Here is a 15,354-nt window from a genome sequence, read left to right on the forward strand (position 1 = left end):
GACTCACTCGGCCTCGGCGCTTCCAAGGTCGATACCGCCTACACCGGCATGGACAAGGCCATCGAGACCGTCAATGCGATCAAGGTCAAGCTTGTTGCCGCCTTCGGCGCGACCGACACCGACAAGGATAAGATCCAGACCGAAATCACCGCCCTCCAGGCACAGCTGAAGGCTTATGCCGACGGCGCCACCTTCTCCGGCACCAACATGCTGTCGGTGTCCAATGCGACCGGCACGGCTGCCGATGTGAAAGTCGTGTCCGCTTTCAACCGCACCTCCGCCGGTGTGTCTTCGATCAGCACGATCGACGTCAATGTCGAAAACATCAAACTGTACGATGCCGGCGCCGCGCCAACCAAGAAGGGTATTATCGATGCTGTCCGTCTTGGCACGACCGGCGCAATCACGGGCACGGCTCAGGTTCCGACACCAGGTGCGGCGCCCGCGGCCGGCGATACCTACTCGGTCTCTTCACTGACCGTTCAGGGCCACAGCGATGCACAGATTCAGCAGCAGATGTTGGTCGTCGACGCCGCGCTCAAGGACATGACGAACGCCGCGACAAACCTCGGCGCCGCCAAGAGCCGCATCGACCTGCAGAAGACCTTTACTCAGAGCCTGATGGATTCCATCGATCGCGGTGTCGGCCAGCTCGTCGACGCCGACATGAACAAGGAATCGACCCGCCTTCAGGCGCTGCAGGTCCAGCAACAGCTCGGTATCCAGGCGCTGTCGATCGCCAACGGCTCGTCGCAGTCGATCCTGTCGCTCTTCCGCGGCTGATCGCCTACAGCCTAAGTTCGGTCATCTTGAAATCGGGCCGCGCCATCAGCGCGGCCCGATTTCTTTTGTGCAAAAACCCACCCCCGCAAAGTGCCGCTTCTCCCTCGCCAGGTTATTGCTTTTAAGAAGGCATTAACCATATCGCGGTAGTCATGGTTAACCATTCGCTTTAGGACGGACAGACCGGTCGGTCGATTGGCATGACGCCATCCCGTCGAACAGGTTGACCAGGCATGCGCAAGCACGCCTACTTTTTGAAGGGGTGCATCTTGGCAAGCATTATGACGAACGCTTCGGCGTTGACCGCGCTTCAGAGTCTCAACGCCACAAACAAGTCGCTTGAACAGACACAGGCCCGTATCTCGACGGGCTACCGCGTCTCCGAAGCCGCCGACAATGCCGCCTATTGGTCGATCGCCACGACGATGCGCTCCGACAATCAGGCGCTGTCAACGGTGCAGGACGCTCTCGGCCTCGGCGCTTCCAAGGTCGACACCGCCTACACCGCGATGAACCAAGCGATCGAGACGATCAACGCTATCAAGGTTAAGATCGTTGCCGCTACCGGCGCCTCTGATTCCGACAAGAGCAAGATCGACGTCGAGATCAAGTCGCTGCAGGCTCAGCTTAAGAGCTATGCCGATGGCGCTACCTTTTCGGGCACCAACTATCTCTCGGTCAATTCCACTGTCGCCTCGGGAAGCCCTTCGGCCGGTGTCGCCCTTGACGCCAAGATCGTCTCCGCCTTCAATCGTAACGCTGCAGGCAACGTGACCCTGGCTACGATCGACATCAAGGTCGACGCGATCAAGCTCTACGATGCGGCAGCCACGACCAATACCACCAAAGGCATTCTCGAAGGCGTCCGGCTTGGAACCACCGGTCTACGCGACAACACAGCGATCACGCCGGCAGCCAACGCAGCCATTGCCGCGACCGACGGCTACGCCATCTCCACGCTTTCGGTCAAAGGCTACAGCGACGCCCAGATCGCCCAAATGCTCAAGGTCGTCGACACCGCACTTGGCGAGATGACCGACGCCGCCACCGTGCTTGGTTCCGACAAGAAGCAGATCGATCTGCAGAAGACGTTCACCCAGAGCCTGATGGACTCCATCGACCGTGGTGTCGGCCAGCTCGTTGACGCCGACATGAACAAGGAATCGACCAGGCTGCAGGCGCTTCAGGTCCAGCAGCAGCTTGGCATCCAGGCACTATCGATCGCCAACAGCAACTCGCAATCCATACTGGCGCTGTTCAAGAGCTAAGACGCCGGCTGATCATCCTGTTTCGACGAAAGGCCGCGCCGCAAGCGCGGCCTTCTTCGTCTCCGCCTATCATCTTCGCACAAGCTTCGCAGTCTAGTGTTCTGGCGGACAGTCATGCTGGGAGCGATTGAACCGTGCCGGAACAGATCCAGAGCATCATCTCCAATCTCCAGGGATTTGGCGTCAAGCGCCTCGCCATGCTGGCCGGCATCGCTGCGCTGGTGATGACCGTCATCGGCGTCGCCTCGGTCTATCTCAACCGTCCGGCCTACGAAACGCTCTATGTCGGGCTTGAACGCTCGGACGTAAACCAGATCGGCCTCGTGCTCGGCGAGGCCGGCATCGGCTTCGACGTAGGCGCCGATGGCACGACCGTGCTGGTGCCGGCCGGCACCACCGCGCAGGCGCGTATGCTGCTCGCCGAAAAAGGCCTGCCGACCAGCGCCAACGCCGGCTATGAACTGTTCGACAATGTCGGCTCGCTTGGCCTGACATCCTTCATGCAGCAGATCACCCGGGTGCGCGCGCTCGAGGGCGAGATCGCGCGCACCATCCAGTCGATCGCCGGCATCAAGGCGGCGCGCGTCCACATCGTCATGTCCGAGCGCGCCAATTTCCGCCGCGACGAGCAGCAGCCCTCCGCCTCGGTCGTCATCCGCTACTCCGGCATCGACGCCGAAAAGAGCGCCATGTCGATCCGCCATCTCGTCGCCGCCGCCGTTCCCGGCCTTTCGGCCGACAAGGTCACCGTGCTCGATTCCGACGGCAACCTGCTGGCCGCCGGCGACGATCCCAGCAACACCAGCGCCGCCCGCACGCTGGGCGTCGAGCAGACCGTCGAGGCGCAGATCGGCGACAACATCCGCCGCGCGTTGACCCCCTATCTCGGCCCCGACAATTTTCGCGCCAGCGTCAAGGCCGACGTCAACACCGACACCCGCCAGACGGAAGAGACCATCTTCGATCCGGAGTCCCGCGTCGAGCGCTCGGTGCAGTCGGTGCGTGCCAACGAGAACAACAACCAGAAGCAGGCATCGTCGCCGACCAGCGTCGAGCAGAACCTGCCCGAGACCCAGACCACCAGCACCGAGGGTCCGCAATCCTCCTCGCAGAACGACCGCAAGGAGGAGATCACCAATTACGAGATCAATTCGAAGAGGATTGCCACTGTCTCCAACGGCTATTCCGTGACCAAAATGTCGATCGCCGTCGTCGTCAACCAGCAGCGCCTGATGACCATCCTCGGCAAGGACGCCACGCCGGAGCAGGTTGCCAAGCGCGTCGCCGACATCCAGAAGATGGTTGCGTCGGCCACCGGCTTTGATGACAAGCGCGGCGATGTCATCGACGTTTCGGCGGTCGAGTTCATCGACGGGCTGGACGGCGAGCCGATCGAGCAGCCGGGCATGCTGGCATCGATCGGGCAACATACCGGCACCCTTATCAATGCCGGTGCGTTTATCGTCGTGGTGTTCCTGGTCGCCTTCTTCGGCCTCAAACCGATGGCGGCCGCATTGACCGCGCCAGCCAAGCCTGCCATCGCCGGGCCGAGCTTCGACGATGTCCAACGTTCGCTGCCGACGCCCGACGCCGCTGCCGATGGGTCCGCCACGGCCGTCGGCGCCTTGCCCGGTGCCCGCCCTGGCCCCACCCCGCTCGATGACCTTCGCCAGAAGATCAGGCCCGCGCCACAGGAGCGGCTTGCCCGCATGGTCGATATCAATGAGGAGCGCACCGCGCAGATCCTGCGCAAATGGGCTGCCCAGGAAGTCGCGGGGTAGATCATGCCCTCAGCGCTTTTCGACCTCCTGCCGGATTTCGGCGCACGCACGCAGCGCGTCGGCCAGCCTCAAGCTACAGCCGAACCTGAGCGCAAGCCGGACGCGCCGGCGCCGAAGGCCGACATTGGCGCGCTGATCGCCGAGGCGGTCACCGAAGCAGAAGCCGCACTCGAGGCGCGCCTTGCGGTTGCCCATCAGGCAGCGCTCGAAGCGGAACGCCAGGCCAATGCCGAAGAAGCAAGGGCATTTCTCGAAAGCTTCGGCGGCGATGTCGGCAGAACCATCGCGGCACGTGTTGACACCATGGAGGCGCGCGTGAGCGACCTCGTCGGCGCCACCGTTGCCCGCATCATCGGCGGCATCGTCAGCGACGATTTGCAGAAACGCTCGATCGAGGCCCTTGGCCGCACGATCAGCGACGCCATCGGTGACACCGAGGCGGTGCGTATAGCTGTACGCGGACCACTCTCGCTGTTCGAAACGCTAAAAACCTCGCTCGGCCCTCGTGCGGCCAATCTGGATTTTGTCGAGGCGCCTGGCTTCGACCTCACGGTCGCGATCGACGAAGCGGTGTTCGAAACGCGCATCGCCGAATGGTCGGCAGCCCTGTCGGAGGCCCTGTCATGAGCGTTGCCGACGCCGGCGAAGCCAGGCACGAGATCATCATCGTCCGGCGCGGTCACGACGATCACGACGAAGGTCACCATGGCGGTGTCTGGAAGATCGCCTTCGCCGATTTCATGACCGCCATGATGTGCTTCTTCCTGGTCATGTGGCTGATCAACGCCGCCAACGACCAAACCAAGGCGGCCGTCGCCAGCTACTTCAATCCGGTCAAGCTGGTCGACCGCACTGCGAGTCGCAAGGGCCTCGAAAATCTCGGCGACGGTCCGAGCAAGGCCGGACTGACAGCCGACGACCCGCAGGACGCGACGAGCAAGTCCGGGCAAAACGGCAAGAGCGGCGCTGGTTCCTCAGATAGCAAGCTGGCGAAGGAATCGGCGCAAGACGCGAACCTGTCCGACGAACATCTCTTTGCCGATCCCTATGCGGTTCTGTCGGAGATCGCCACCGATACCGGCGTCATGCAGAACGTCAGCCAGAAAGGCGATGGCGGCGTGCAGGATGCCGGCCCGGCGACCGGCGCGTCCGGCGGCGTATCCTACCGAGACCCCTTCGCTCCGGATTTCTGGTCGCAGCAGGTGGCCGCACCCGGCGCCGAGGCAAGCGCCGAACGCACCAGGATCGAAGGCGATCCGGCCAAGCCGGGCGACAAGGTCGCCGAAACCAAAATACCCAAGGTCAAAGCCGTGCCGCCAATGCCGCCGGTGACGGCCGCGCCGCTCGAACCGCTGGCGCCATCCGCGCCGGACAAGGCTGCGTCGAAGCCGGCCGCGCAGGCGCCAAAGGTCGAAACCAAGGCTGAGGAGACAAAGCCCGACGCCATTGAAAAGGCGCCGAGCGCCGCCGCCCTCAAGGTGGCCGCCGAGGTCAAGCAGCAATTGACAGATGCCTTCAAGCCGGGCGACAAGCTGCATGATGGCGTCTCGGTCGAGGCCACCGGCAAGGGCGTCGTCATCTCGATCACCGACCAGTTCGATTTCGGCATGTTCGAGATCGGCTCGGCCTTGCCGCGCCGCGAACTGGTGTTGGCGATGGAAAAGATCGGCCGCATCGTCAACGGCCAGAAAGGCACCATCAGCATCAACGGCCATACCGATGCGCGGCCGTTCCGCAGCGACAGCTACGACAACTGGCGGCTGTCCACCGCCCGCGCCCATTCCGCCTACTACATGCTTGTCCGCGGTGGCGTCGACGAGCGCCGCATCACCGAGGTCGCCGGCTTCGCCGATCGCCAGCCGAAGGATCCCGCCGATCCGATGGCCGCCGCGAACCGCCGCATCGAGATCCTGATGGCGACCGACGGATGAGACGCGCGACCGTCATCGGCCGCGCCATCGGCCTGTTGCTGCTGACCGCCGGGCATCCGTCGGCGGGATCCGCCCAGGATGCGTTGCAGCCGTATCAGCTGGTGCGTTCGCTGCAACTCGTCCAGGACCGCATCGCCTCCGGCGACCATGCCGCTCTGCCGATGCAGGCCAAGCTGCTCGAAATGGCCGACGCGCGCTTTCGTGCGGCAAGTTCGCAGGATTTCAAGGAACCGAAGAATTTCCGTGCCTTGCTTGTCTATGGCATGAGCGGCGGCAACCCGGTGACCGTCGAGGCGGCCACGTCGCGCGCCGAGACGGACCCGCAAAGCCTGGCCGTCGCCAGGGGCATCATCAGCTATCTGAACGGACGGCCGCCCGAGGCGATTGAAACGCTGAAGCCGATCGACCCGATGACGCTGCCGGGCGACCTCGGCGCGTTCCTTGCCCTGGTCAAGGGCTCGCTGCTTGCCACCGACGAACCGGCCGCGGCGCTGAAGCTGCTCGACGATGCCCGCCTGCTCAGCCCCGGCACGTTGGTCGAGGAAGCCGCGCTACGCCGCTCCGTCGGCATCGCCACCACGCAAGGTGACGCAGCACGCTTCGCGCTTGCCTCAACCCAGTATGTCGAGCGTTATCTCTATTCGCCCTATGCCAGCCAGTTCGCAGACTCCTTCGTTTCCGGCGTCATCACGCTGCATATGGCGATCAGTCAGGACAAGCTCGCCGACATCACCTCTATGATGGATGCCGAACGTGAGAAGGTGATCTACCTTCGCATAGCCCGTCGGGCCGCGATTGACGGGCTGACCGAACTATCCGCCTTTGCCTCGGCCAAGGCCGAACAGGGCCGCGATGGCATCCACAACGAGGACGACCCGCGCGCCCTGCTCTATTCCAGCCTCTCCACGGTCACGTCGGGCACCATCGACGACGTACGCGCGAGGCTGAACAAGATCGATCGCAGCAGGCTTTCCGAGGGCGACCGTGCCTTGCTCGATGCCGCGCAAGCCGTCGCTGGTGAGGTGATTGCGCCGCCGACGGCACTTCCGGGAGAGAAGTCCGCCCCTGCAGCCGCAGAACAGCAGCCGGTGCCCGAAACCGTGGCCGCGGAAAAACCGGATGAGGACGGCCTGCCGCCGGTCGAAGGTGCGATGTCCGAGCAATCGGCCGTCCAAGCATCCAGCGGTCCAGCCGCAACGGCACCGGAAACGCCGGCTGCAGCAGCAGCCTCTGGCGATGCGGCGGCTGTCTTGCCGACGTCGGCCCTTGCAACTGCCGCCGGCCTCGACCCCGGCGATCCCACGGACGCCGCCATGATCAACGCCCGCCACCAACTCGATTTGATCGACCAGATACTTGGAGCCGCCCCGAAATGACTACCAGCCTCGGCCAGGCCCTTCCGGAAATTGTCTCCGCACGTGCCCCGTCGAAGCCGGCGGCGGCAAGCGGAAAGAGCGAGGACACCAGCTTCGGCGAAATGGTGCGTGGCACCGACACGTCCACGCCGGAAAACCAGCGGACAACCGGGCAGCACGACGCCCGATGGGCCAAGCACGCCTCCGCCGGCCCCGGCAAGGGAGAGCCGACCCGCAGCGAGCAAGGCAAGATTGCTTCACCGAAACTGCCTGCCGGGAAAACCGCAAGGAACAGTGCGGATGCCAAGCTGAGCGAGGCCTCTGCCGATACGGAGCAGACTGCAAATGCAGTGTCGCTTCAGGACCAGTTGCCGTTGCTGATGGCGCTCCACGATATCAGGCATTTCTCGACGTCGGCCAAGGCGGATGGAGACAATGCGGCAACGGATGAGCAGTTGCAGGATACGGCGCTCGATGGCCAGCTCCGTTCTCCCGCACCATTGTCTTCCAGGAAGCAACGTCCGGCATCTGATGTCGATAGCGGCGCCCTTGAAGCAATGTCGCGGTCAGAACGCGCTTCGATTGCAGCGGGCCTGTCCGGACAGAAAACAGGCACTGTCGGACCTGGTCCAAGTGAGACCTTGCCGCAAGATGGTACGGCGTTTCATTTGCCGGGGGATGAGGCTGTAACCGATGCCTCGCAAGCGAAGCGGTCGGAGCCAGCGACCAAGGGACTTGAAGCAGTCCAGTCGGCAGCACCGTCCGAACGGGGAAGGCTGGCCTCGTCAGCCGCGCGCGTCAACATCGTCGCCGAGCAGAGTTTTCCCGCGCCGGCGCAACATCCGATGAGCCAGGCGGCGTCCGCCGTTATTGACGCGATCGCTTCCGATGGCGGCCTGCGACAGGCGCTTTCGACACCCTCCGCAGCCTCCCAGATTGCCAGCTCTGTTGCCGTTCCGACACATACATTGAAGATCGAGCTTCATCCGGCCGAACTCGGCATGGTCACGGCCAGCCTGCGGCTCGCCGGAGAGCAACTTTCCATCGAACTGAAGCCGGAAACCCACGCAGCATACCGCCGTCTCACCGCCGACAGCGAGGCCATCGTCAAGTCTCTGCGCGGGCTCGGTTTCGACGTCGACAAGGTCGCCATCCTGCAACCCTCGATAGCAGTGCCGGCGGCCACCCGTACCGATGCCAGCAGCTCCTTGCCGATGTCACCAGGTCGTGATCAGTCCTCCTTTCAGCCCGGGAACTCAAGTGGCAACAATGCCGGTTCCGGCGGTCAGCAACCGGGAAGGAACCACAACAATGACGCCCAGGAATTTGGCCGCGCTGCTTCACCTGCTCGCGAGCGCGCTGGCGACGATATATTCATCTAGTCTGGCCGCCGGCGCCGCGAACGCCGCCGCCAACCCCTGCGAACCGGAGATCCTGCGCGCTGCCGATCGCTACGGCGTGCCCGCCGGTATCCTCTATGCGGTCGGGCTGACAGAGACCGGAAACAAGGGCAGCCTCCAGCCCAACGCCTTGAATATAGAAGGAAAAACGGTCTTTCCCCGAAGCCGCAATGAGGCATTGGCTACGTTCGAGAACGCCCGCCGCGAGGGCAAGACGCTGATCGACCTCGGCTGCATGCAGATCAACCACCACTATCACGCCTCGCATTTCCGCAGTGTCGGCGACATGCTCGATCCGCGCCAGAACGTCGACTATGCGGCGCGCTTCCTGGCCAGCCTCCACGCCCGTCACGTGACCTGGTCGATGGCTGTTGCCCGTTACCACGCCGGTCCAGACAACGACCCGGCGCAGAAGATCTATGTCTGCCGTGTCATCGCCAACATGGTCGCCACCGGCTTTGGCAAATGGACTTTGAACGCCAGCACTTTCTGCAACCCATAGCTGTCCTAGATGTTTCGCGGACAGCCAGCTTTCCCCGACCTTTCCGACACCTTGGATATCGTCGGCGCATTGCCGCCGTCGACGCATTGAGGCAGCCGCTCTTATTTCGGATGTCGAAAAAACTCCCAAGAAAATAGCTACAAGAAATGACGGTTGTTCAGGATTCCCGCCACCGGTTACGGCTTTTGTCACGGGGCAAATGAGCTGATTCGGAGGGCGGGCCGATGATTGTGATCGTTGACGAGCGTGAGCTCGTAACAGAGGGATACAACTCACTTTTCGATCGCGAGGGCGTCGCCTGTGCAGGCTTCGCACCAGGCGAATTCGGCGAATGGGTGACGTCCGCCGCCGACACCGATCTGAGGTCGGTCAGAGCCTTCCTCATCGGTGACTGCCGGGAAGGCGCCATTTCACCACGCCAGATTCGCGACCGCACCGGCGCACCGGTCATCGCGCTCAGCGAGCAGCATTCGCTCGAAAACACCCTTCGGCTGTTCGAAAGCGGCGTCGACGATGTCATCCGCAAGCCGGTTCACATCCGCGAGATACTGGCCCGCATCACCGCCATCCGCCGCCGCGCCCAGGAAGACGTGGCCTACACCGAGGTCGGTGCCATGCGCATCTTCATGGATGGCCGCGATCCCGAGATCGACGGTCAGCCGCTGCCCTTACCCCGCCGCGAGCGCCGCATCCTCGAATATCTGGCGAGCAATCGCGGACGCCGTGTCACCAAGAACCAGGTCTTCAACGCCATCTACGGCATCTTCGACGAAGAGGTCGAGGAGAACGTCGTGGAGAGCCACATCAGCAAGCTGCGCAAGAAGCTGCGCGAGAAGCTCGGCCACGACCCGATCGATTCCAAGCGCTTCCTCGGCTACCGGCTGATATTCTGATGCTCGAAGATCCAATCCGCGCCAGCCTCGCGCAAGACACAAGGCGTAGCCTCGTGGCCTGCAATACCGGCATTGAGGAGACGTTTCGATGAGCCTTTACGGGATGATGCGGACCGGCGTTTCCGGCATGAACGCGCAGGCAAACCGCCTGTCCACCGTGGCCGACAATATCGCCAATTCCGACACCACGGGTTACAAGCGATCCTCCGCCGAGTTCTCGACGCTGGTCATGCCGACCACCGGCGGCGCCTATAATTCCGGTGGCGTTACCACCACCATCCGTTCCTCGATCAGTGCGCAGGGCGTGCTCCAGTACACCACCTCGGTTTCCGACCTGGCGGTCAATGGCGAGGGCTTCTTTGTCGTCCAGGATCCGAGCGGAACGCCTTTTCTCACCCGAGCCGGCGCTTTCGTTCCTGACGCCGAGGGCAAGCTGGTCAATGCCGCCGGCTACCAGCTGATGGCCTACAGCTACGCCAACGGCGAGCCGGCCGCCACCGCCAACGGGTTCGAAGGGCTTGTGCCCGTCCAGATATCCGACCAGGAAATGACGGCGTCACCCAGCACCGCGGGCAACTTCAATGGTAACCTGCCTGCAGGCGCGACCCCGGTTGCCGCTGCCAACTTGCCCACCACGAACACCGCCGCCGCCCAATACACGGAGAAATCCTCGCTGGTCGCCTACGACAATCTGGGCAATAAGGTGCTGCTCGATGTCTATTTCACCAACACCGGCGCCGGCACCTGGCAGGTCTCGGTCTTCGATCAGTCCAAGGCGACGCCCGGTACGTCCTTTCCCTATGCGGGTGGCGCCCTCGGCACAGCCAACCTGACGTTCGACACCACGACCGGCAAACTCAGCGGCGCTATCGACAGCGTGTCGTTGACGGTGCCGAATGGCGCCACCCTCAAGCTCGACCTGTCCAAGCTCACTCAGCTCGGCACCGGCTTCACCGTTTCCGATGCAGAGGTCAACGGCAACGCGCCGAGCACCATCGAGAAGGTCCAGATCGGTGAGGACGGCATCATCTATGCACAATACCAGGACGGCTCCACCAAGCCGCTCTACAAGATTCCATTGGCCGACGTTCAAAGCCCCGACCGCCTCGCCGCGCTGCCCGGCAATGTATACGCGCAGAGTTCGGACTCCGGCGCCGTGCGCATCGGCTTTGCCAATGAAGGCAAGCTTGGTGCCATCATCTCCGGCGCGCTGGAGAATTCCAACGTCGACATCGCCGAGGAACTGACCAACATGATCGCTGCGCAGCGCAGCTACACCGCCAATTCGAAAGTCTTCCAGACCGGTTCCGACCTGATGGACGTCCTTGTCAACCTCAAGAGATAACCGACGGGCGTCAGCCCGTGAAAGATCCACATGTCGCTTTCCTCCGCATTGAGCATCGCCCAGTCGGCGCTTCTGACCACATCGAAGCAGACCGGCATCATCTCCCGCAACGTCGCCGATGCGTCCAATCCGGACTATGCCCGGCGCCAGGCCGTCGTCACCAGCACGGCGCCCGGCGCACGTTCGGTGGAGATCCAGCGCGCCGCCAATGCCCTTCTCTTCCGCCAGAACCTCAGCGCGCTGTCGGCATGGAGCGGCCAGAGCGCGCTCTACGGCGGCATGGATCAGCTCGACCTCGCCGTCAACGGTGTCGACAACGCATCCTCTCTTTCGACCGCGATCGGTAATCTGCAGCAGGCGCTGCAGCTCTATGCCACCTCGCCGTCAGACCAGAACCTCGGCGCCAGCGTCATCGACGCGGCTCAGCTGGTCGTGCGCTCACTGAACGACGGCACCAAGGCGATCCAGGATTTCCGCACCCAGACCGACGGCGAGATCGCCACGGCGGTCGATGATCTCAATTCGCTGCTTAGCCAGTTCCAGGATGCCAACAAGGCCGTCATCTCCGGAACCCGTTCAGGCGGCGATGTGTCCGATGCGCTCGACCAGCGCGACGGCCTGCTGAAGAAGATTTCGGAATACGTCCCCGTCTCGACCTTCACGCGCGGCGACAACGACATGGTCATCACCACCGCCGACGGCACGACGCTGTTCGAGACGGTGCCGCGCTCGGTAAGTTTTGCGCCATCGCCTGGCTATGCCGCCGGCGTTCCCGGCAACACCATCTATATCGATAACGTGCCGGTCTCAGCCGGGGCCGGTGGCAACACCAGTGCCAACGGCAAGCTCGCCGGCCTGATCACGTTGCGCGACGGCGTCGCCGCAACCATGCAGAGCCAGCTCGACGAGACCGCGCGCGGGCTCATCACCGCCTTTGCCGAGACCGCGCCGTCATTGCCCAATAAGGCCGGCCTGTTCACCTGGTCCGGCGCGCCTGCGGTGCCGCCGGCCGGCACGCTGGTCAATGGCCTTGCCGGCTCGATCAGCGTCAACGCTGCGATGGACCCGAGCGTTGGTGGCAACCCGACGCTGCTGCGCGACGGCGGCGCCAACGGTGCCGCCTATGTCGCCAACACCGGCGGCGCGTCTTATTCCGGCCTTTTGATTGGCTATGGCGACCGGCTCGACCAGCCGATCGCCTTCGACGCGGCCGCCGGCATCACGAAGACATCCAGCGTCGCCGACTACGCTGCCAACGCCATCGGCTGGTTCGAAGGCGTGCGCCAGCAGGCTTCGACAACCGCCGATGCCAAGGAGGCGCTGGCCGCGCGCACGGCCGAAGCGCTTTCCAACGACACCGGCGTCAACGTCGATCAGGAGATGTCGTTGCTTCTCGATCTCGAACACACCTATCAGGCCTCGGCCCGCATGATGCAAACCGTAGACGACATGCTGGCGGCCCTGTTCAATGCCGTGGGATAATCCATGAAAGCGACATCCGTCTCCTCCGCCGCCATGTCGAACGCAATGCGCTACTCGCAATTGCGCATGCAGCGCGACCTCGTCAACGCCCAGAAAGAAGCTTCAACGGGCACCATCGCCGACGTTGGCCTGGCGCTTGGCGGACGCACCGCCCAAGCCGTCACGTTCTCCCGCGACCTTGACCGGCTGAACGTCATCATCGATTCCAACGCACTGGTCACAGCGCGGCTTTCATCGACCCAGACATCGCTTGGCGACTTGTCCGACGTAGCGCAGGATTTCCTCTCCAGCCTGACCAGCGCCGCTTCCGGCGATTCCTCGAACAGCACTACGCAGTTCGCCGGCAAGACAGCCTTGCAGCAAATGACCTCTATCCTCAACACAAGCGTCAACGGTGAATATCTGTTTGCCGGCACCAACACCGACGTCAAGCCGATCGACGACTTCACCGCCGCCGGCTCGGCCGCCAAGGCGGCGTTCGACGCTTCCTTCCTGGCGTATTTCAGTTTCACGCCGAGCGACCCGGCCGCAGCCAATATCACCGCAGCGCAGATGGATGCGTTCATCACCAGCAATGTCGAACCACAGTTCCTGGGTTCAGGCTGGCAGGGCACGTGGTCGAATGCCACCGACCAGGAGATCGTCAGCCGCATCGCGCTCAACGAAACCACCCAGACCTCGGTCAGCGCCAACGACGATGGCATCCGCAAGCTCGCCATGGCGGCCGCCATGGTCACCGGCCTGCTCTCCAGCAACATCAGCCAGGCGGCGAAGAATTCAGTCGTCAGCCGCTCCGTCTCGCTGGTCGGCGAAGCGCTGGGCGGGCTCGCCCAGTTGCAGTCCGAGACCGGCTTCATCGAGAAACGCGTGTCCGACGCCAGTGACCGCATGAAAACGCAAGTCGATCTCTTCGAGCGGCACATCATCGACCTGGAAGGCGTCGACCCCACCGAAGCCGCCACCCGCGTCGCAAATCTGACGACGCATATCGAGACCTCCTTCGCGCTGACCGCACGCCTGCAGCAACTCAGCCTATTGAATTACCTGACCTGACACCTCCAAACGGAACGGCAGAGCTCCAACGATGTACCAATTCTCCTACGCCGACATCCAGACAGACTCCGTCGCCGACGCGAAGGACCGCGAGCGGCAGCTGCTTACCCGCTCGATCGAGATGCTGTCGGCGGCGGCAGCGGTTGGCCAGGGCTCGATGGAGGCGATCGAGGCATTGCATTTCACCAACCGCGTCTGGACCACCTTCGTCGAGGATCTCGGCTCGAGCGACAACGCCCTGCCCAAGGAGCTGCGCGCCAACCTGATCTCCATCGGCCTGTGGCTGCTGCGCGAGGCCGAGGACATCCGCCAGGGCCGCACGAACAATTTCGAAGGGCTGATCGAAGTGTCTCAGATCATCAGGGACGGCATTCAATGACCAACACGCTGAAGATATCGCTGAAGCCGAACGAGAAAATCTACATCAACGGCGCCGTCATCCGCGTCGACCGCAAGGTCGCCATCGAGCTCATGAACGACGTGCAGTTCCTGCTCGAAAGCCATGTCATCCAAGCCGAGGACGCCTCGACGCCGCTCAAGCAGCTCTATTTCATCCTGCAGGTCATGCTGATGAACCCGCCGGGCGCCTCCGAGGCGCGCGACATGTTCCGCCGTTCGCTGCCCTTGCTTTTGGCAAGCTTCGACGACGAACGGATTTGCAGCGCGCTGAAGCAGATCGACCGCATGGTCGGTGAGGATCATATCTATGAGGCGCTGAAGGCGATCCGCGCGCTTTATCCGCTCGAGCGCCGCGCGCTTGGCGGCAATGACGATGTTGCGGGTGTGCCGCGCCCGCTGGCCGTGGGAGCACGATACTGATGAACGTGGACATGACTACAACCATACCGACCGGCGCCAACCAGGCCAGCCAGTCGACCTCCAAGACGGCCGTCGACTACCAGTCGTTCCTGAGGCTGCTGATCGCCGAAATGAAGAATCAGGATCCGGCGAAGCCGATGGATTCGACGCAATACGTCGCCCAGCTCGCCACCTTTTCGCAGGTCGAGCAGTCGGTGCAGACGAACACCAAGCTTGACCAGATCATGCAGTCCTCGGCACTGTCGCAGGCGGATGCCCTGATTGGCCGTTCGATAACCTCCGCCGACGGCAAGACATCAGGCACTGTGGCATCGGTGCGTCTCGCCAGCAGCGGCCTCATCGCCGTGCTTGAGAACGGGACGGAACTCGCCGTCGGCCCAGGCGTCTCGATCAAGGCGGCCAGCTAGGACACGCAGGTTTCGGGTTCATCGTATGAACGAGGCCGACGCCCTCGATATCGTCCAGTACGCGGTGTGGACGGTGCTGACCGCTTCCGCCCCGGTGGTGCTGGTCGCCATGGCCGTCGGCATCGGCATCGCCCTGATCCAGGCCTTGACCCAGATCCAGGAAATCACCCTGACCTTCGTGCCGAAGATCGTCGCCATCATGCTGGTCGTGGCGCTGACCGGGCCGTTTATCGGCAGCCAGATATCGGCATTCACCAACGTCATCTTCGAGCGCATCGAAAACGGATTTTAGCGCGTCACTCCGAACCAAAGGTTCGCACCAGCGAAAATCGGGG

General features: G+C 63.1%; 16 protein-coding genes. All 16 read left to right on the forward strand.

The genetic code is table 11. From position 1 onward, the window contains the following. The coding region (locus EN859_RS16235; protein WP_135913534.1) for a flagellin at positions 1-783 on the forward strand (783 nt) is incomplete at its 5' end. Between the two features lie 269 nt (positions 784-1,052). Further along, entirely contained in the window at positions 1,053-2,051 is a 999-nt protein-coding gene (locus EN859_RS16240) for a flagellin (RefSeq protein WP_127853904.1), read from the forward strand. Between the two features lie 134 nt (positions 2,052-2,185). Continuing rightward, positions 2,186-3,832, forward strand: a complete 1,647-nt coding sequence (gene fliF, locus EN859_RS16245; protein WP_127853905.1) for a flagellar basal-body MS-ring/collar protein FliF — start codon at positions 2,186-2,188, stop codon at positions 3,830-3,832. 3 nt (positions 3,833-3,835) lie between these two features. Next, the gene (locus EN859_RS16250) at positions 3,836-4,459 is read left to right on the forward strand and encodes a hypothetical protein (protein WP_127853906.1); all 624 of its coding nucleotides are present in this window, start codon (positions 3,836-3,838) and stop codon (positions 4,457-4,459) included. After that, a complete protein-coding gene (locus EN859_RS16255) occupies positions 4,456-5,763 on the forward strand; it encodes a MotB family protein (RefSeq protein ID WP_127853907.1) in 1,308 nt (435 codons plus the stop codon). Before EN859_RS16250 ends, EN859_RS16255 begins: the two co-directional genes overlap by 4 nt. Further along, a complete protein-coding gene (locus tag EN859_RS16260) occupies positions 5,760-7,139 on the forward strand; it encodes a chemotaxis protein MotC (protein ID WP_127853908.1) in 1,380 nt (459 codons plus the stop codon). The genes EN859_RS16255 and EN859_RS16260 overlap by 4 nt, the downstream gene beginning before the upstream one ends. Next, positions 7,136-8,500: a flagellar hook-length control protein FliK gene (locus EN859_RS16265; RefSeq protein ID WP_127853909.1), complete on the forward strand. Its 1,365-nt coding sequence runs from the start codon at positions 7,136-7,138 to the stop codon at positions 8,498-8,500. The genes EN859_RS16260 and EN859_RS16265 overlap by 4 nt, the downstream gene beginning before the upstream one ends. Continuing rightward, a complete protein-coding gene (locus tag EN859_RS16270) occupies positions 8,430-9,020 on the forward strand; it encodes a transglycosylase SLT domain-containing protein (protein ID WP_189502009.1) in 591 nt (196 codons plus the stop codon). Before EN859_RS16265 ends, EN859_RS16270 begins: the two co-directional genes overlap by 71 nt. A 224-nt stretch (positions 9,021-9,244) precedes the next feature. Continuing rightward, complete coding sequence (locus EN859_RS16275; RefSeq protein WP_127853910.1) at positions 9,245-9,913, forward strand: response regulator transcription factor; 669 nt, start codon at positions 9,245-9,247, stop codon at positions 9,911-9,913. Positions 9,914-10,001: 88 nt separating this feature from the next. Continuing rightward, positions 10,002-11,258 (forward strand): flagellar hook protein FlgE, encoded by a 1,257-nt coding sequence (locus EN859_RS16280; protein WP_127853911.1) that lies wholly within the window; start codon positions 10,002-10,004, stop codon positions 11,256-11,258. A gap of 30 nt (positions 11,259-11,288) precedes the next feature. After that, positions 11,289-12,740: a flagellar hook-associated protein FlgK gene (flgK, locus tag EN859_RS16285; protein ID WP_127853912.1), complete on the forward strand. Its 1,452-nt coding sequence runs from the start codon at positions 11,289-11,291 to the stop codon at positions 12,738-12,740. 3 nt (positions 12,741-12,743) lie between these two features. Beyond that, a complete protein-coding gene (locus EN859_RS16290) occupies positions 12,744-13,793 on the forward strand; it encodes a flagellar hook-associated family protein (RefSeq protein WP_127853913.1) in 1,050 nt (349 codons plus the stop codon). Between the two features lie 31 nt (positions 13,794-13,824). Continuing rightward, positions 13,825-14,172: a flagellar biosynthesis regulator FlaF gene (gene flaF, locus EN859_RS16295; RefSeq protein WP_127853914.1), complete on the forward strand. Its 348-nt coding sequence runs from the start codon at positions 13,825-13,827 to the stop codon at positions 14,170-14,172. Beyond that, positions 14,169-14,612 (forward strand): flagellar biosynthesis repressor FlbT, encoded by a 444-nt coding sequence (gene flbT, locus EN859_RS16300; protein ID WP_127853915.1) that lies wholly within the window; start codon positions 14,169-14,171, stop codon positions 14,610-14,612. Before flaF ends, flbT begins: the two co-directional genes overlap by 4 nt. Continuing rightward, positions 14,612-15,019, forward strand: a complete 408-nt coding sequence (flgD, locus tag EN859_RS16305) for a flagellar hook assembly protein FlgD (protein WP_127853916.1) — start codon at positions 14,612-14,614, stop codon at positions 15,017-15,019. Before flbT ends, flgD begins: the two co-directional genes overlap by 1 nt. A 25-nt stretch (positions 15,020-15,044) precedes the next feature. Beyond that, positions 15,045-15,311, forward strand: a complete 267-nt coding sequence (gene fliQ, locus EN859_RS16310; protein WP_127853917.1) for a flagellar biosynthesis protein FliQ — start codon at positions 15,045-15,047, stop codon at positions 15,309-15,311. The last annotated feature ends 43 nt before the right edge of the window (positions 15,312-15,354 follow it).

It is taken from the genome of Mesorhizobium sp. M00.F.Ca.ET.216.01.1.1 (assembly GCF_004010325.2).
Lineage (GTDB): Bacteria > Pseudomonadota > Alphaproteobacteria > Rhizobiales > Rhizobiaceae > Mesorhizobium.

Coding starts and splice junctions, on each gene's coding strand:
- EN859_RS16250 (WP_127853906.1), top strand. CDS start 3,836: ATGCCCTCAGCGCTTTTCGACCTCCTGCCGGATTTCGGCGCACGCACG.
- EN859_RS16255 (WP_127853907.1), top strand. CDS start 4,456: ATGAGCGTTGCCGACGCCGGCGAAGCCAGGCACGAGATCATCATCGTC.
- EN859_RS16260 (WP_127853908.1), top strand. CDS start 5,760: ATGAGACGCGCGACCGTCATCGGCCGCGCCATCGGCCTGTTGCTGCTG.
- EN859_RS16265 (WP_127853909.1), top strand. CDS start 7,136: ATGACTACCAGCCTCGGCCAGGCCCTTCCGGAAATTGTCTCCGCACGT.
- EN859_RS16270 (WP_189502009.1), top strand. CDS start 8,430: ATGACGCCCAGGAATTTGGCCGCGCTGCTTCACCTGCTCGCGAGCGCG.
- EN859_RS16275 (WP_127853910.1), top strand. CDS start 9,245: ATGATTGTGATCGTTGACGAGCGTGAGCTCGTAACAGAGGGATACAAC.
- EN859_RS16280 (WP_127853911.1), top strand. CDS start 10,002: ATGAGCCTTTACGGGATGATGCGGACCGGCGTTTCCGGCATGAACGCG.
- flgK (WP_127853912.1), top strand. CDS start 11,289: ATGTCGCTTTCCTCCGCATTGAGCATCGCCCAGTCGGCGCTTCTGACC.
- EN859_RS16290 (WP_127853913.1), top strand. CDS start 12,744: ATGAAAGCGACATCCGTCTCCTCCGCCGCCATGTCGAACGCAATGCGC.
- flaF (WP_127853914.1), top strand. CDS start 13,825: ATGTACCAATTCTCCTACGCCGACATCCAGACAGACTCCGTCGCCGAC.
- flbT (WP_127853915.1), top strand. CDS start 14,169: ATGACCAACACGCTGAAGATATCGCTGAAGCCGAACGAGAAAATCTAC.
- flgD (WP_127853916.1), top strand. CDS start 14,612: ATGAACGTGGACATGACTACAACCATACCGACCGGCGCCAACCAGGCC.
- fliQ (WP_127853917.1), top strand. CDS start 15,045: ATGAACGAGGCCGACGCCCTCGATATCGTCCAGTACGCGGTGTGGACG.